Source organism: Endozoicomonas sp. ALE010 (genome assembly GCF_049310165.1).
Lineage (GTDB): Bacteria > Pseudomonadota > Gammaproteobacteria > Pseudomonadales > Endozoicomonadaceae > Endozoicomonas.
The window spans coordinates 87,735-105,429 of sequence record NZ_JBLYNV010000011.1 but is presented as its reverse complement, the minus strand read 5'-3'; the positions used below and the strand labels follow the sequence as shown (position 1 = coordinate 105,429).

13 protein-coding genes and 2 tRNA genes are annotated in these 17,695 nt (G+C 49.9%); 4 read left to right on the top strand and 11 right to left on the bottom strand.

The window, feature by feature from the left end; all coding sequences use genetic code 11:
• The 3 genes from ACO6UY_RS07300 to purE all read right to left on the bottom strand — a co-directional run.
• A partial coding sequence (locus ACO6UY_RS07300; protein ID WP_422489501.1) for a hypothetical protein occupies positions 1–2,789 on the bottom strand: 2,789 nt, incomplete at its 3' end.
• A gap of 320 nt (positions 2,790–3,109) precedes the next feature.
• A complete protein-coding gene (locus ACO6UY_RS07295) occupies positions 3,110–4,258 on the bottom strand; it encodes a 5-(carboxyamino)imidazole ribonucleotide synthase (protein WP_422448285.1) in 1,149 nt (382 codons plus the stop codon).
• Between the two features lie 11 nt (positions 4,259–4,269).
• Positions 4,270–4,752: a 5-(carboxyamino)imidazole ribonucleotide mutase gene (gene purE, locus ACO6UY_RS07290; protein WP_101749099.1), complete on the bottom strand. Its 483-nt coding sequence runs from the start codon at positions 4,750–4,752 to the stop codon at positions 4,270–4,272.
• A 299-nt stretch (positions 4,753–5,051) separates the two neighbouring features.
• Between purE and ACO6UY_RS07285 the strand changes: the two genes are divergently transcribed.
• Together ACO6UY_RS07285 and ACO6UY_RS07280 are read left to right on the top strand one after the other, a co-directional pair.
• Complete coding sequence (locus ACO6UY_RS07285) at positions 5,052–5,681, top strand: hypothetical protein (protein ID WP_422448287.1); 630 nt, start codon at positions 5,052–5,054, stop codon at positions 5,679–5,681.
• Between the two features lie 522 nt (positions 5,682–6,203).
• Positions 6,204–6,428, top strand: coding sequence for a hypothetical protein (locus ACO6UY_RS07280; protein WP_422448289.1), 225 nt, complete (start codon positions 6,204–6,206; stop codon positions 6,426–6,428).
• Between the two features lie 60 nt (positions 6,429–6,488).
• Here ACO6UY_RS07280 and ACO6UY_RS07275 read toward each other — a convergent pair.
• A tRNA-Val gene (locus ACO6UY_RS07275) sits at positions 6,489–6,564 on the bottom strand.
• A gap of 81 nt (positions 6,565–6,645) precedes the next feature.
• Positions 6,646–8,658: an excinuclease ABC subunit UvrB gene (uvrB, locus tag ACO6UY_RS07270; RefSeq protein WP_422448291.1), complete on the bottom strand. Its 2,013-nt coding sequence runs from the start codon at positions 8,656–8,658 to the stop codon at positions 6,646–6,648.
• Positions 8,659–8,967: 309 nt separating this feature from the next.
• Between uvrB and ACO6UY_RS07265 the strand changes: the two genes are divergently transcribed.
• Both ACO6UY_RS07265 and ACO6UY_RS07260 read left to right on the top strand, forming a co-directional pair.
• A complete protein-coding gene (locus tag ACO6UY_RS07265) occupies positions 8,968–10,116 on the top strand; it encodes a pyridoxal phosphate-dependent aminotransferase (RefSeq protein WP_422448293.1) in 1,149 nt (382 codons plus the stop codon).
• A gap of 86 nt (positions 10,117–10,202) precedes the next feature.
• Positions 10,203–10,278: transfer RNA gene (locus tag ACO6UY_RS07260), tRNA-Asn, on the top strand.
• 249 nt (positions 10,279–10,527) lie between these two features.
• Here ACO6UY_RS07260 and lapB read toward each other — a convergent pair.
• The 6 genes from lapB to ACO6UY_RS07230 all read right to left on the bottom strand — a co-directional run bounded on the left by lapB (position 10,528) and on the right by ACO6UY_RS07230 (position 17,692).
• On the bottom strand, positions 10,528–11,700 hold the full coding sequence (lapB, locus tag ACO6UY_RS07255; RefSeq protein ID WP_422460770.1) for a lipopolysaccharide assembly protein LapB: 1,173 nt from the start codon (positions 11,698–11,700) through the stop codon (positions 10,528–10,530).
• Complete coding sequence (locus ACO6UY_RS07250; RefSeq protein ID WP_422448297.1) at positions 11,693–12,052, bottom strand: hypothetical protein; 360 nt, start codon at positions 12,050–12,052, stop codon at positions 11,693–11,695. The genes lapB and ACO6UY_RS07250 overlap by 8 nt, the downstream gene beginning before the upstream one ends.
• Before the next feature lie 15 nt (positions 12,053–12,067).
• Complete coding sequence (ihfB, locus tag ACO6UY_RS07245; RefSeq protein WP_209199672.1) at positions 12,068–12,367, bottom strand: integration host factor subunit beta; 300 nt, start codon at positions 12,365–12,367, stop codon at positions 12,068–12,070.
• Positions 12,368–12,707: 340 nt separating this feature from the next.
• The gene (rpsA, locus tag ACO6UY_RS07240) at positions 12,708–14,387 is read right to left on the bottom strand and encodes a 30S ribosomal protein S1 (protein ID WP_101749090.1); all 1,680 of its coding nucleotides are present in this window, start codon (positions 14,385–14,387) and stop codon (positions 12,708–12,710) included.
• Between the two features lie 256 nt (positions 14,388–14,643).
• Complete coding sequence (cmk, locus tag ACO6UY_RS07235) at positions 14,644–15,339, bottom strand: (d)CMP kinase (RefSeq protein ID WP_101749089.1); 696 nt, start codon at positions 15,337–15,339, stop codon at positions 14,644–14,646.
• Positions 15,332–17,692: a bifunctional prephenate dehydrogenase/3-phosphoshikimate 1-carboxyvinyltransferase gene (locus tag ACO6UY_RS07230; RefSeq protein WP_422460774.1), complete on the bottom strand. Its 2,361-nt coding sequence runs from the start codon at positions 17,690–17,692 to the stop codon at positions 15,332–15,334. The genes cmk and ACO6UY_RS07230 overlap by 8 nt, the downstream gene beginning before the upstream one ends.
• Positions 17,693–17,695 lie beyond the last annotated feature (3 nt).

Here is a 17,695-nt window from a genome sequence, read left to right as displayed (position 1 = left end):
TGCTCAAGCCTGTCCTGCCTTTGTTCCAGCCCATATTCCTGATATATTCTTGGTCCGTTCCACACATCCCTTGTGTAGTTTTGCAGATGCAGCACATTCTCCCTGGCTCCAGTCAGGCCGCTGCCGGTCATAAAATGGGGAGTAGTAGCAGCATCACCAGCAGCAGTGATCATCACTTGACGGGAGCCTGATTTTTTCTTTATCACATTTCGCCCAACCCGGCGTTGCTGTAAATAGAATACCGCCACCGATGAGTCATCAATCATTTCCTGAGTAACACCCAGCGACTGGTCAATACCATAGCTGTGTGCCACTGTTTGGAACCAAGCCTTGGAAAGCGCTTTCTGCACCTTGGCTACGCGCTGATTACGCCAAGCTTTCTGGTCGGCTGCTGATCGTTTATCGCCATTTTGATCCAGATCTGGCACCGGTAATGCAGCTAACTTTTGCTTAACCTTATGGCAGAATTGAGTAAATGCTTCAGGCAACTCCATCCCGATATAAACCAGGTTGTTATTGTCAAAACACCGGGTCTTCATCACTCTTCCATGGATGGATGACTGCAGGCTGCGAACACCGCTGGACTGCTCATGGGTTTGCTGGCCAAGCAATCTTCGCTCATCTGAACTCAGCCCCTCAATCCTTTCCACCTGAGATAGCATCTGCTCCTGGAAAAACTGCTGAAACTGTTGATTAAGTACCACCACCCCGCGAAAATCCGGAAAAGTTTCCAGCCGATCATTTTGCAGGGGCTGGTCCTTTGGGCCTTCCCAGGAACAGACACCATAGCTTCGGGCAGACGTTACGGCCCTGTCCCGCATATATTTATTACGCAGCTGACTATGTTTACCCCCGGCGCAAATCACTAAATCCACAGGACGGGTTACCGTTGCTTCAGGTTTCTGATAACCGGCAGGTGGCTTTTTCTTGCCGCTGGCAAAGGGAGAGGGATCATTCCCGGGGTGATATTTAGCCTGTACTGTATAGCCTTGTTCACCGGCCTCTACCCTGGTCATTTCATAGGCAGCTAACCGCTCCAATCGGTTTTTCTGCGGGTCATCACGCTGGGAAGTATGATCGTAATTGCGTGCCATCAGGTCAGCCAGTCTATGATTCAGAGCCTCTTCCAGCCGGTGAGTGACAATTTCGCCTGCCTTTTCTCCCAAACCATCCGTACGAACCATACCCTTTCCAGCCTGTCCATTTTCACCGAACAGGTCGTAGTAATGTTCTCCAAGATAAAATTTCAGCATATCCATCCATTTAGGGTCCAGTCGAACCACTTGCACCCGGTTATATGCAGTGCTCCGTTTCTCAAACACTGAGACATTGGCCCCCTCCTGAAACTGGGTGAAAGCCAGCATCAGCCCTGTTGGCCCAGCGCCTTCAATGGCAACATTCGGATGTCTGTTGGCTTTCTTGTTCTGCGCTATGATCCAGTCCAGCTGGGCTAAATCCACTTGTGGTCCTCTTAACTGAGCCAAATCCAGCAGCTTTTTGAACATCTGCTGATTGTGTTCAGAATCAGTACCATAGATATTGGCCTTTCCTATACCTTCTAATAACAGATTTAACTCCCAGAGCCGCCCTTGAGTCAGCTGAACATGCAATAATGCCGCCCGACCCTCTGCTATCAAGGCCCGATGTGTTTTGCAACGGGCTTCGAGTGCTTTAAATTCCTGGTCTTGTTCCTGTTTTTCTGCGGACAAAGTGCTCCTTAAGGACTCATACTGCTGAAAGTCTTGTTTAACCCGGTCCAGATCAAGCGTTCTCAATTCACTGGGTAATCGACTTATTCTGGCCGCTACAGCACGACCGTCGGCAAACAGATTTTCCTCTAGCCGGTGTACTCGCGAGTAACGAAAAAATAGCCCCTGATAGCTATCTTTAAGCAAGGCCAGATCCCTGGCAGAAACCAACTCCCGTGGATGGCCCTGCACAGACGAACTACCCAGGCCATTACCAAAAATCAGGTTAAGTGCATTCCGCAAAGCCCGCTTACGAGGGGAGTATGGTTTGGTAAATACATTACCGATTCGTTTCGTTAATTGTTGATACTCTGCAAGCGACAGCTCCTCCCGAATGTCATGTAAAACGGACAGGGCGATGGTATCTTTCAGGTCAGTAAAACCAACCGATTGCCGGGTATTACGAAAATGCTTTTCCAGCTTTCTGAAAGCTTTGTGAGCTTTATGCTCATCCGGTAACAATTCCGGTGACAGAATAATGAGTTTATAATAGGCTTTCAGCACTTCTCTGCTATCATCCAACGTCACCCGGGGTAGGCGAGACAACAATCTGGAAAGTTCTTTTTTCAGAAATCCAGCGGCTTCACGGAAAATTTTACGTTCTTTCGGGTTAATTAGAATGGTATCCTGACTACTGACTATCGCTTTATACTCTGATTCTTTAAGAAAAGGCAGAACGCCATTTTCCACGGCCTGTATGACCTGTTTTTTTAGAATGTAAGGCGTTTTTTCAGTTTGGAGTAATTCCCATAACTGACCACGGAATAAAGCAGCCGCTTCATGATTTTGTCGGCGTTGCTTACGACCCTCTGTTGTGAAAAGGCTTAAAAAACGTTGCTGCAAAGAGGTATCAGATTGAACTACCTTAACTTTTCGATGCCATACCTCGCCCTCATGAGGATCGCCAGCGTGTTTCAATTCAAGGGAAATGTTCAGTTCTGCCAATTGATGATTCTTATGAATTGCTTCAAATTCTGCCAGCGTGTTTTTGATATAAGTATAGGATTCATTTAATAATCCTGGGGGTCTGCTGGTATCCATTACATTTCACCTTGTATGTTAAAAACTGTCGGACAGGTTCTATTCAGATCATTGGCTAGTTAACAATGTGCTTTTATATAAATCACTAACCGATTTGTCAGTTGTACTAACATCCTATGACTAACCCTGTGGAAGTTGTTCTGTTTCGATATTAATGGAGAATGGGTTGAAGTTATGCTTGATTGCAGTTCCTGATCAAAAAGCATCTTGCTTGAATAAAAAATGATAAGAGAGAATCAAGCCAAACTTCGGTAGATAATAGAGAAGCCGACATAACCATTCAGTTACATCGCCCCCGGTTTGAAAGGAAAATCTTTGAATTAGTCCAGTGATAAATCCAGACCTCGCCGGGCAACCCCGGGATAGTCATCTTCAGGTAAAAACGCAGAGAGAGCCACCAGCATTTCACCCAGCGCCTCTTCTGACTCAGCCACCAGATTGATGTGCCCCATTTTACGACCGGGGCGCTGGCTTTTGCCGTACCAGTGGCTGGTGACATTGGCAACGGACAACACTTCAGCGGGAATATCAGGCTGACCCAGAACGTTAATCATGGCACTGGGGCCAATGGCTTCAGTGGTGCCAAGGGGTAAACCGGCAATGGCCCTGAGATGGTTTTCAAATTGACTGCACAGGGTTCCCTGCTGGGTCCAATGGCCGGAGTTATGCACCCGGGGGGCTATCTCATTCACCATCAGCTGGCCATCCACATCAAAAAACTCGATGGCCAGGACCCCGACATAGTCCATTTCAGCAGCCAGCTTGCTGAAGGCGTCCACCGCCTGTTGATGAATCCCGGTAGAGATGGATTTCGCAATAGATAGCGTCAGAACCCCATTGGTATGCTCATTCTCAGTGACCGGATAAATAGCCATATTACCCTGTTTGTCCCGGGCACCAATGACCGACACCTCGCGCTGAAAGGGAATCATTTTTTCGGCAATAATCGAGTGGGGTGAATGTTCACTGCCAACAGCCAGAAATTCTGACATTTCCGACCAGATCTGCTCAATATCACTGTCTGACCAGACCCGCCACTGCCCTTTACCGTCATAGCCGGCCTGACAGGTTTTAATAACCAGTGGCAGCCCAAGCTTCTTGATGACTGCATCAAAGTGAGAACGATCGGTGATCAGCTGGTAAGGCGCACAGGGCACACCGGTTTTATCCAGTAACGCTTTCTCCATGCTGCGATCACCGCCGACTTTAATGGCCTGCTTACCAGGATAAAACTTTCCGGAGGCAGCACACAGAGTCAGCACATCGTCAGGAATATGCTCAAACTCAGCGGTGATGGCGTCACATTCAGCAATAGCCTGTGAAAGGGTTTGATCGCTGACCTGAAGCGTCAGGGGATGCATCAGCTTTGTGGAGCCGACATCATAGGAGAGGATATTGATATTCAGCGGTGCGCCCGCAAGACTCATCATGCGTGCAAGCTGGCCCGCGCCTAACACTAGAATATTCATACTGCTTTTTATCACTCGGCAGGATCAGGATTCGCTAATACAGTTTCGGTTTGCAGCTTCCTGAAATCATCAATTCTGGCCTGCAACTCTGGCTGCTGACAACCAAGAATCTGTGCTGCCAACAGACCGGCATTGGCCGCCCCGGCATCGCCAATGGCCAGAGTACCGACTGCAACACCTTTGGGCATTTGGCATATAGACAATAACGAGTCGATACCGTTCAATGCCCTGGATTTAACAGGAACCCCCAGCACCGGCAGGCTGGTAAAGGCGGCAGCCATTCCCGGCAGGTGTGCAGCCCCCCCGGCACCGGCAATAATCACTTTGATTCCCCGGGCAGCAGCCTGAGAGGCATAATCTGCCAGTAGTTGTGGAGTGCGATGGGCAGAAACAACCCTTGTTTCGTAGTCGATGCCGAAATTTTCCAACATTTCAGCTGCATGCTGCATCGTGGGCCAGTCGGACCTGGACCCCATTATAATAGCAACGGTCATAACCACTCCTTTATTCTGAGCGGCAATAATAGCACATATAACCCGTTTGCCTTCAGGGAAAACAGACCAAGTCGTGGCCAGCAGGCTTGCAAAAGAATGGCTCTGCAATTTACAGACAAGGCATCCTGGCAGCCATCCGTCACTTTTAAAACTGAAAGCAACCACCTGATTTAATATAATTCTATATAGATCAATAGATTAGCTTATTTTTATAGAGAAATGATACTAAAGTATAATTTTACCTTTACTCATTATTCCATATATTGACGAAAAAATTGGTCTAGAAAGGAGTACGGACTATGTTTGTTTTTTTCAAGGGAACAGGGCATACACCACCGACGCAGCCTCAATTTGAAAATCGTGGGGCTAGACTCGGAAAAACAAATAAACAATCTAAAGAATTTAAAAATAGCGCTGCATCATTTGCTCAAGCCGCTAGTGAACTTAACAATAAAATCGCTGGAAAAGCTGAAAAAGCTGAAAAAGCTGGAAGAGCTGGAAAACCTAAAGACACTAAAAAAACTGGAAGAGGTAAAGCATTTGACCGAGAGACTGAACAAGTACATGCTAAAAGAGCACCTCAACCAGGCAAGGTTGAAATTGGCGGAAAAGATCTTTCCAAGCGTAAAATTGTCTGGCTAGAAAAGTTTAAACATTACTTTAAAATATTTACTTGCAATGTGAGTTTAACACTTCACTTTTATCGTAGTCAGGAAGCACGAGCAGCCCTTAAAAAATCCAGAGATGAATCAAAATCAGAGTTGGCTATCCTTACAAACGAAGAAGCAATGAGGACAAATACCTCAAAGATGAAGGAAGAGCTAGCGGATGGGCAATACTTACAGGCAGCTAAGAGAGCCGGGGCTGCTAGTGAAGCTGCTTTTAAAGCAGGAAAAGGTCGAATTGAAAGTTGGTGGGCACGTGTTTAAGCTGATGCTTATCAGACTGAAAATTTAAATCCTTTTCAGGAAAATATAAGTTTACTGTCGTAAAAAAAGCATGAAATGCTGCCTTAAACCCTGGGCAGCAATAAATCTTCTTTTACTATCCATCGATCAATCTCATGGTACCCTCCAAAGAGCCATTATTGACATAGAACTCATCTTCACTGATGGACCATCTTGATCAGATGCAGCCGATCGCGTTAACGCAAAGTCTCCCCCAATATCTGCCGTGCTATCTACTGGCGAAGTCAGGCTGACCTGCGGTCGAAGGCAGTTCAGTCCCCTGGTAAAGTCAATTCCTGATAAGCCGATGTAAACTGTTCAGCGCAAACAGGCTGGATAGTCTAAATATGAATAGTTCCCAAGGAATGTAATAGCTTGTTTCACGCCAATGAAACCGCTTTGAGAAACCCGATATATTATTTATAGTCTCAGCAGTCAGCCTTACAGGCAATACAGCAACATGCGAAGTCGATTACTAAACCAGGTAAATATCAGAAGTCTGCCATGAAAATGCCTTTTCAGCCTGGAGACCAGGTGACCACTCATTTTTATCCGGTCCAGAAAAACCGCCGCAGAACCGTCATCCGCTGCTATCGTTCTATTGACTGCCCATCTGGCTGGCTGGTTGATACAAAAGACGACAGCGGAAAACTGTTGAAAGCACTGGATGCGAAGTGGTATCAGCTAATGGAAATGGAAGAGGCACCTGACCCAGAGACCACCCGGTAGCAAAAAAAAAAATTTGTTTAGGAGTGAACGAGGGAGCAGGAATGCAGGATGAAGAAAAAATGGTAGTCGGTACTGGACTTGAACCAGCGACCCCCACCATGTCAAGGTGGTGCTCTACCAACTGAGCTAACCGACTGAAGTGGTGCGTATATTATCAATGCAGCTAAAAAATGCAACACTTCAATCAGCTTAATTCTAACAGTGTAAATACCTACTCTCAGTGTTTTAAAACCTGCTCTCTGAGCAAGACAATTTCATCCCTGACAGCAGCAGCCTGTTCAAACTCCAGGTTACGGGAGTGCTCCATCATTTTTGCTTCCAGCTTCTTGATGGTCGCGGCCATGACGTCCGGGGTCATGGGAACCTGATACTCAGTTCCCGGCTCTGCCACTGCTCTATGAGCTTTAGTGCCTTTCTTCCGTCCGGGCACAACAGCCCCTTCAAGGATATCAGCCACCGATTTGACAACACCTTTTGGCGTAATATTGTGTTTCTTGTTGTAGGCCATCTGCTTTTTGCGACGCCGCCTGGTCTCGCTGATTGCCCGCTCCATGGAGCCGGTCATCCGATCACCATAGAGAATTGCCCGGCCATTAATGTTTCGGGCGGCACGGCCAATGGTCTGAATCAATGAACGGTCAGAACGCAGAAAGCCTTCCTTATCGGCGTCGAGAATAGTGACCAGGGAGACCTCTGGCATATCAAGGCCTTCCCGCAGCAGGTTGATACCCACCAGCACATCAAAGGCACCAATACGCAAGTCACGGATAATCTCTACCCGTTCCACCGTATCAATATCTGAATGCAGATAACGTACCCGGACACCCTGCTCATGCAAAAACTCAGTTAAGTCCTCGGCCATACGTTTGGTGAGCACCGTGACCAGCACCCGCTCCTCTTTGGCAACGGTTTTATTAATCTCCATCAGCAGATCATCCACCTGGGAGGAGGCCGGTCGGACCTCAATTTCCGGGTCCACCAGACCGGTAGGCCTGACCACCTGATCAACCACCTGCCCCTGGTTCTCTTCCTCGTACTTACCCGGTGTCGCAGAGACAAAAATAGTCTGCGGCCGTCGTCCTTCCCACTCTTCAAATTTCATAGGACGGTTATCCAGGGCAGAAGGCAGGCGGAAACCATACTCCACCAGTGTCTCTTTTCGAGAGCGATCCCCTTTATACATGGCACCGATCTGCGGCACAGTCACATGGGATTCATCAATCACCAGCAATGCATTATCCGGGATGTAGTCAAACAGGGTTGGCGGTGCCTCGCCGGGTTTATTGCCGGAGAGATAGCGGGAATAGTTTTCAATGCCGGTGCAGTAACCCAGCTCAATCATCATTTCCAGATCAAACTGCGTGCGCTGTTCAAGTCGCTGAGCTTCCACCAGCTTGTTGTTATCGCGCAAGGCATTGAGCCTATCCACCAGCTCAACCTTAATGGCTTCCACTGCATCCAGGATGGTCTGTCTGGGGGTCACATAGTGAGTTTTTGGATATATGGTCGCCCTGGGCAATTTTCTCAGAACCTCGCCAGTCAACGGATCAAACTCGCTGATGGCTTCCAGTTCATCGTCAAACAGCTCCAAACGGACCGCCTCTTTTTCCGATTCAGCGGGAAAAATATCAATAACATCACCACGAACACGGTAAGTGGCCCGCCGAAAATCCGCATCGTTGCGCGTGTATTGCAATTCCGCCAGGCGACGCAGAATGGTTCGCTGATCCACCCTGTCTCCACGGTCCAGATGCATCATCATTTTCAGATAGGACTGTGGATCACCCAGACCATAAATGGCCGAGACCGTTGCCACAATAATCGCATCCTGTCGTTCCATCAGGGCCTTGGTGGCAGAGAGACGCATTTGTTCAATATGTTCATTAACCGATGCATCTTTCTCGATATAGGTATCTGACGTAGGTACGTAGGCTTCTGGCTGGTAATAGTCATAGTAGGAGACAAAATACTCCACGGCATTGTCTGGAAAGAACTCCTTGAACTCACCATAGAGTTGTGCGGCCAGTGTTTTGTTGTGGGCCATGATGATCGTCGGCCGCTGTATTTTTTCGATCACATTGGCCACCGTGAAGGTCTTGCCGGAGCCTGTTACCCCCAGCAATGTCTGGCAGGCAAGGCCAGCATCAATGCCCTTGACCAGCTGTTCAATAGCAACCGGTTGATCACCGGCAGGACCGAAGCGGGAAGAAACTTTAAACGATCGACTCATGCTACCCTTCCATCTGGAGCAGAAAAATTTGCCAACGGTAACCGACAAACGCATACCAACGGTACATCGTATTGTGTATGATGCCTTCTGTTGGTCGCATGACGGATAATTGCTACTCATCACCGTTATAGTACAGCTATTGGTAGATAGTTTCCGCCACAGGAAGTCTAACCAAACCAGCAGAGAGCTTACACAGACTCCGGGAGAACTTCTCCAGCCAATAGCGGAAGGCAAACAGCATTATAATTCTCAGTGTTACAACCATAAATGAGGAAAACTGTGACTGGTCATCCATCCCAACGCGTGCAAATGGTCAAGCCATCTCCAACTCTGGCAGTCACCGCCAAGGCTGCCGAACTGAGAGCTGCCGGACATGACATTATTGGCCTGGGTGCCGGAGAGCCCGATTTCGACACTCCGGAGCATATTAAAGCCGCAGCGGTCAAAGCCATCGCTGAAGGGAAAACAAAATACACTGCCGTGGATGGAACCACCGAGCTGAAACAGGCCATTATTGATAAATTCAAGCGGGATAATGGCTTTGAATACAGCCAAAGCCAGATTCTGGTTTCCTGCGGCGGCAAACAGAGCTTCTTCAACCTGGCCCTGGCACTGCTGAACAAAGGTGATGAGGTCATTATTCCAGCCCCTTACTGGGTATCTTACCCGGATATGGTGGTCATCGCCGAGGGTGTGCCGGTTATCGTAGAAGCCGGTCTGGAAAACCGCTTCAAAATCACTCCCGGGCAACTGGAAGCCGCCATCACTGACAAAACCAGACTGGTGGTACTCAACAGCCCCTCAAACCCGACCGGAACCGCTTATAACCGCAAAGAGCTCGAAGCGCTAGGCAATGTGCTGAAAAAGTACCCGGAGGTAATGATCGCCACCGATGATATGTATGAGCATATCCTCTGGACTGAAGAGCCTTTCTGCAACATCCTGATGGTCTGCCCTGAACTCTATGACCGCACGATTGTTCTGAACGGCGTCTCCAAGGCTTACTCCATGACCGGCTGGCGGATCGGTTACGCTGGCGGGCCAGAGTGGCTGATCAAAAACATGAAAAAAATCCAGTCCCAGAGCACCTCCAACCCCTGCTCTATCGCCCAGGCTGCTGCCGTTGAGGCACTGAATGGGTCACAGGATTGCGTGAAAGCGATGGTCAAGGTGTTTAAGAAGCGCCATGACTACGTTGTTGGCCGATTGAATCAACTGCCGGGCGTGAGCGCTATTGAGGGTGACGGTACTTTCTACGCTTTTGCTGATTTCAGTGAAGCAATGAAAAAGCTGGGCTTTACCAAGGATACGGATCTGGCAGCTCTCTTCCTGGAAAAAGGCGTTGCCCTGGTTCCCGGCTCTGCCTTTGGTTCTGATGGCTGCATGAGACTATCATTTGCCACCAGCGATGAAGCGCTGGAAAAGGCTCTGGACAGACTTCAAGCGGCCCTGACCTGACCGACTATTTTTACTGAGTACCAGCTTCTGGTACTCAGTAACTTGACAGGCACAACAAGCAAGGTATCATTCACCTTATCTTTTGATCCCCGATAGCTCAGTTGGTAGAGCAAATGACTGTTAATCATTGGGTCGCTGGTTCGAGTCCAGCTCGGGGAGCCACACTTCTATCAGTACACTGCGCTCTACCCTTATGGTTCATCAAAAGTGAACTTTACCTCGTTGGAACTATCCAGTTAACTTTCTTCCCTGGTCAACCCGGTCCCTTCCAAAAAAACGTGATGCGCCGTTGGCAGTCCTGAGTCTGGTTCAAAGCTAGAATAACGTTTTGAAGTCCTGTCAAAACAAGAAGGGATTAACAGAAATTCTCAAGAAACATATTCAGACTAATACAGTAAATAAATACTGGAGCTACTCTCCCTCAAAACCCTGAATCGGTTTCACTGTTCCCCAATGATGACAGCGGGGACATTGCCAGTGCATTTCTTTCCCGGAAAAACCACATCGACCACAGGAAAAAACCGGTTTAAACTCAAGCATCCGCGCCGTAAGATGGTGAATCAATTCCAGTACATTGTCCGACAGGTCACCCTGAAACTGACGACGAAGACCAATCAGCTCATTCAAGCCTCTCAGTGTAGGATGACGCTCAAGTTGCGCCGTTAGAAAGTTAACAGCCTGAGACTCCCCTGACTCCCTGAGCAAAAGACGAGTCATTGCAATGATAACCGCAGTACCGGGACGCTCATTCAGGCAACGGCCAAGATAAGCGCCAAGCCCTCTCACACTTCCCGTATGCTCAAAAGATTTCTCCAATAATGGCAGCGAGAGGGGCATGAAGCTGATATCCTGAACCGATATTCTCTGCAACACTTTAATTGCCTCTTTGTAGCTGCCTTCGTCAAATTCCATTTGACCCAGCAAAAGGCTGGCCCTGACACTGTTCTTATCCCGGGAAAACGCCTGACGTATCAGGCGGCGTGCATTTACCCGGTCATTCTGCTTAAGGGCTGTTTCGCTCTGCTCGCAGTAATAATGTGCCAGAATGACAGCAAAGTGCTCTCCCCGGCCCGGCCTCAACCTTTCTGCAACTTCTGCTGCCTTAACCCACTCCCGTTCCTGTTCATAGACACGCAACAATTGCTGCAAGGCCTGGTCCCGCAGCTCATGATTCTGACGACTGAGATCAATCAGAATGGATTCAGCACGATCCAGCAGACCAGCAGAAGAGTAGTTTTGAGCCAGGGCAAGCTGAACCTGGAAAGACTGGATGGACGTCAGGCTTGGGCGCGCCAGCAAGTCCTGATGAACACGGATGGATTTTTCCACTTCTCCGCGCTTGCTAAACAGGTTTCCCAGCGCCAGATAGGTATCAACGGTGTCATTATTGATATCCAGGGCTTTGATAAAGACATCAATAGCTTCATCCGTCTGCTCATTAATCAAATAATTCAGACCAACAAAATAGTCCTTCGACAGCTGGCCAGAGCTATTCACCCGCCTTCTCTTCTGATCACGCCAGCCCAGAAAATAACCAATGACGATTGCAGCTAGAATAAGGCCCAATAACGCAATATCAGGCATCCGTTAACCCTTTCAGGGCACTGGATCTCAACTTCTGGAGTTCGGCGTCACGCCGCGCAAGCTTTCTTCTCAGGCTGGCATTAGCCAGTCGCAAACGGATAACCAGCATCAGGGAAACCAGCAAACCGGCAAAGCCACCCAGTACAAAGGGCACCATAACCAGCGTGGAACTGCTTACGGTCGGCATCATTAACCCACCCATTTCAAGGCTGATCTGCTCGGTATTGGAGAGGGTAAAGTTGACGAAAAACACCAGTAAAACAACAAACAACGCCAAAACCAGAAGACGTTTGAACCACACGACTATTGTCGTAAAACTGCTCTTGACAAGAGGCAACTCGTAGCTCGCCATAAACTTAATTCACGATCAATCCATTTCTGCCTGTAAGCCACGATTCACCCTTTCCCGCAGCTCTTTGCCCGGTTTGAAATGGGGAACATATTTGCCATCAAGGCTCACAGCTTCACCGGTTTTAGGGTTACGCCCGACTCTTGGGGCACGATAATGAAGGGAGAAGCTACCAAACCCCCTGATCTCAACCCGCTCGCCATTGGCCAGCGAATCGGACATTTGCTCAATGATAGCCTTTACAGCTAACTCAATATCCTTGATAGAGAGCTGCGGTTGCAACTCGGCAATCCGCTCAATCAGTTCAGACCGGGTCATCGTCGTTTTTCCTTTCCCTGCCATTCCCGGAATGTCTAAAAGATCCTGCAGACCTTCTTAGACACCGCTTATTGTTTAAATGCGCCTTAAATAACCAGACTGTTTCTACACTAGCTAACCCACACCGAGAAATCAAGCAACCCTTTGATTAGCCCACACATTTCATAAGAATACCTGCCACTTCCTGTTCCCGGCTGAGAGCGAAGCAATACAATGGCTAAATCTCACACAACCTTTTGATCAAAAAAAACCGCGAGGCAAAAGCACTCGCGGTTTTCTTTGCTATCAGTGGCAGTTTTTCAAACAAAAGCACCCCTTGAGCAATCAGGAACAGGATGGATTATTTGTTTTCCATCTGCGCCTTGATCAGATCACCAATGGTGGTCGGACCGGCAGCTTCTTCGTCCTGCTTGGTACGCAACTCTTTCATCGCTGCTTTTTCATCGGCCTGGTCTTTCGCTTTGATCGACAGGCTGATGTTGCGGTTCTTGCGGTCGATGCTGATGATACGAGCTTCGACTTCTTCACCTTCTTTCAGGACGTTAGTTGCGTCTTCAACGCGGTCAACACTGATTTCAGAAGCTTTCAGGGTAGCCAGAACGTCTTCCGCCAGCTCGACAACAGCCGCTTTGGCAGTGACTTCCTTAACGATACCCTTAACAACAGAACCTTTTTCATTCAGGCCAGCGTAGGCATTGAACGGATCTTCAGACAGTTGCTTGATACCCAGGGAGATACGCTCACGCTCAGCGTCAATCGCCAGGATAACCGCTTCTACTTCGTCGCCCTTACGGTACTGACGAACAGCTTCTTCACCGGTTTCGTTCCAGGAGATGTCAGACAGGTGAACCAGACCGTCGATACCACCGTCCAGACCGATAAAGATACCGAAGTCAGTGATAGACTTGATCTTGCCAGCCAGCTTGTCGCCCTTGTTGAAGGAGCCGGAGAAGTCTTCCCATGGGTTGGTCTTGCACTGCTTGATACCCAGAGAAATACGACGACGCTCTTCGTCAATGTCCAGAACCTGAACTTCAACTTCGTCACCCAGGTTAACAACCTTGGATGGGTGAATGTTCTTGTTGGTCCAGTCCATTTCAGAAACGTGTACCAGACCTTCAACACCTTCTTCCAGCTCAACGAAGCAGCCGTAGTCAGTCAGGTTGGTTACGCGGCCAGAAGCACGGGCACCTTCAGGGAAGCGCTTGGTGATAGCAACCCATGGATCTTCACCCAGCTGCTTGAGACCCAGGGATACACGGTTACGGTCACGGTCAAACTTCAGGACCTTAACGTTGATTTCGTCACCAACGTTAACGATTTCGCTAGGATGCTTGATGCGTTTCCAGGCCATGTCAGTGATGTGCAGCAGGCCGTCGACGCCGCCCAGGTCAACGAAGGCACCGTAGTCAGTCAGGTTCTTGACGATACCCTTAACTTCCAGACCTTCCTGCAGAGAGCCCAGCAGCTGCTCACGCTCAGCGCTGTTTTCAGCTTCCAGAACGCTGCGACGGGAAACCACCACGTTGTTACGCTTCTGGTCCAGCTTGATAACCTTGAACTCAAGCTCTTTGCCTTCCAGGTGCGCCGTGTCGCGAACCGGACGAACGTCTACCAGAGAGCCTGGCAGGAACGCACGGATAGTCGCCACGTCAACAGTGAAGCCACCCTTGACCTTGCCACTGATAACACCCTTAACAACGTCTTCAGCTTCGAAGGCTTTTTCCAGTTCCTTCCAGGCTTCCATACGCTTGGCTTTTTCACGGGACAGACGGGTCTCACCGAAACCGTCTTCTACCGCGTCCAGAGCTACCTGGACTTCATCACCAATAGCGATGGTCAGTTCACCGTTCTCATCCTGAAACTGAGCCTTGGGAATAACACCTTCAGACTTCAGGCCAGCATGAACAGTTACCCAGTCACTGTCGATATCAACCACAACACCACTGACAATGGCGCCTGGCTTCATTTCGATTTCTTTCAGGCTCTCTTCAAACAGTTCTGCAAAGCTTTCGCTCATGATTTTTCCTGTGACAGTGTACGCATCTGCAAAGTCCCTGCCTTATCAGCAAAAACCAGCCAATGATAACCGGATAACGTACACTGGTTGTCATCCACACCGCCAGCCGGAGTGGGTTACTTTAATCAGGTTCGAATCTGCAATGCTGGCTTAACGCCAGAAACGAACCTCCAGATAATGTTGAGTGCAACTTATGGCGCACTCAGGTTTGCTGAAGTGGCGAACCCACTTCCCTGGCAGGCTGTCAGGAAAATCCCTAAACCAGCCCTCTCAGGCGCATCTGTTCCAGCACCTTATTGAATACCTCCTGGATACTCATGCGGGTACTGTCGAGAATGATGGCATCATCGGCAGGCTTGAGCGGCGCTACAGCTCTTTGACTATCTCGCTCATCTCTGGCCTGAATATCTGCCAAAAGGCGATCAAAGCTAGCATCAATCCCTTTTTGATGCAACTGGTCATAACGTCTTTTGGCCCGCTCTTCGGCGCTGGCGGTCAGGAAGACTTTCAGCGCCGCATCGGGAAACACCACCGTCCCCATATCACGGCCATCAGCCACCAGACCCGGCAGCTCGGCAAAGTCGCGCTGGCGTTGCAACAGTGCCGCCCGAACACCCGGCAGTGCCGCAACCCTGGAAGCCATGGCACCCACCTCTTCCGTGCGCAGACTGGCACCCACCCGCTCACCTTCAAGAATGATGGTCAGACCTGCGCCTGATTCTGATGGTAAGAACTGAACATCAAGGTGGCCTGCCAAAACCTCCAGGGATGACTCATCGGCAAAATCAACCCCATGATTCATCGCTGCCAGGGCGGTTAACCGATACAACGCCCCACTGTCCAGCAACCTCCAGCCAAGCTCTCTGGCCAGCAGGGCTGCAATCGTTCCCTTGCCAGACCCGCTGGGACCATCAATGGTGACCACTGTCACTGGTGTCTGAGACTCACTCACTGGTATTTACCTTTACCACAATACGCATACCGGCTCGATTGGCCAGGCCTGCAAAATCCGGGAATGAAGTCGCCACATTTGCACAGTCAAGAATGCGAATATCGTCCTTTGCCCGCAGTGCAGCTACTGCGAATGACATGGCAATCCGGTGATCGCCATGGCTGTCAATAGTGCCACCGTTAAATACAGGCTTCCCCTTCTTTTCAGAAGCAGCATTACCGGAACCATTGATCATCATACCATCAGACAATGGTTGTGCATCAATACCCAGGGCAATCAAGCCATCGGCCATGGCCTGAATCCGGTCACTCTCTTTCACCCGAAGCTCACGGGCACCCGTGAGCAGCGTTCTGCCTTCTGCACAGGCTGCTGCAACAAAAAGCACCGGAAATTCATCAATGGCGATGGGCACCAGACGCTCAGGAATATCAATACCCTTCAGCGGCGCGGAACGCACCACCAGGTCGGCCACGGGCTCGCCACCCACAACGGACTCGTTTTCAAGGGTAATATCCGCCCCCATCAGCTGCAGGATCTCAACCACACCAGAACGGGTCGGGTTCATGCCAACATGGCAAAGACGAACCTCTGACCCCTCGGCGATTGAGGCTGCCACCATAAAGAACGCCGCTGAAGACACATCGGAGGGCACATCGATTCGGGTAGCTGTCAGCTTGCCCCCTCCTTTAATCGCGACCCTGCTGCCATCCTCACCATCGACCGAGACCGTATAACCAAAGCCATTCAGCATACGGTTGGTGTGGTCACGAACAATACCCGGAGCAACCGTCACCGTTTCACCATCTGCGTACATGCCCGCCAGCAACAGGCAGGACTGCACCTGGGCCGAAGCCATTGGCAGATGATACTCAATACCCTGCAACCGTCTACCGCCTTTGATCTTCAGTGGTGGGCGACCACCTTCTGAGGTCTCGATGGTGGCACCCATCTGGCCAAGCGGGTCCACCACCCGATTCATGGGGCGACCGGACAGGGAGTGATCACCGGTTAACGTAACATCAAAGGACTGGGCTGCCATCAACCCGGCCATCAAGCGCATGGCAGTACCGGCATTACCGAGATAAAGCGGCCCTTCCGGCGGCTTGAGGCCATGCATGCCAACTCCCTGAATGGTGACCTTGCCAAGATAGGGGCCATCAATCTGAACCCCCATATCCCGAAATGCCTTCAGGGTTGCCAGGGCATCCTCGCCTTCGAGAAACCCTTCAATCACTGTTTCCCCCTCCGCCAGGGCACCGAGCATGATGGAACGATGAGAGATAGACTTATCTCCGGGAACACGCAACTCACCGGAGATAGATCCTCCCGGGCTGGCAATAAATGTCTGGGTACTTTCTTTCATAGTGTCCATAACGTCTTTATCTGAATCTTCACCTTCAATCAGCACAGAGCCCGAAAAACCAGACGTCATGACAGAATCAGGCAATGGCTTCACCCGCTGCTTCCTGCTCTCCAGCAGAGAAGAGAAATGCTGACGCGCTGATTGCGCACGACTGAATATTCCCAGCAGCGACTGACTGTTTTTCTGCACAATCGCTTCCCGGAGTACCTGAAGGCCCTCGGTAAATTCATCCAGCGCTTCCAGCACCGCCTGATGATTACCCAGCGCCACATCATGCCACATAATAGGATCACTGCCAGCGATCCGGGTAAAATCCCGAAAGCCGCCCGCAGCAAAGCGAAAAATATCCTGATTATCCGGATTCCCGGCCAGCGTATCCACCAGTGAGAACGCCAGGAAATGGGGAAGATGGCTGGTCTTTGCCAGAACCTCATCATGATGACAGGGATCCATACTGGTGACCACTGCCCCACAGGCCTCCCAAAGCATCCTGACCTTTGCCAGTGCCAGAGAGTCGGTATTTGCCAACGGGGTCAGGATGACATCATGGGCCTGAAACAGGGTAGCTTTTGCGGCACCAACACCACTTTTTTCCGACCCCGCAATTGGATGGCCGGGTACCAGCCAGGAGGGAACTTTGCCAAAAACCTCACGGGCAGCATCCAGCAGCGCTTTTTTACTGGACCCGGCATCAGTAATCACTTTTTCAGCAGGAACGCCATCGGGCAAAAAGGAAGATAGCTGCGCAAGAACGGGCTTCATTGCCAGCATGGGCACGGCCAGCATAATCACATCAGCAGCGGCAACACCGGCGGAGAGGCTTTCGCAGCCATAATCAATGATCCCGAGCGCCTCGGCCTCTTCCAGTGAGGCTTTATTCTGGTCATAACCATACACTTGCCGACACGCACCGGCAGACTTTACCGCCGCTGCAAAAGATCCCCCGATCAGGCCCAACCCAACCACCAGCAGTGTATCAACTGTTTTCACAAA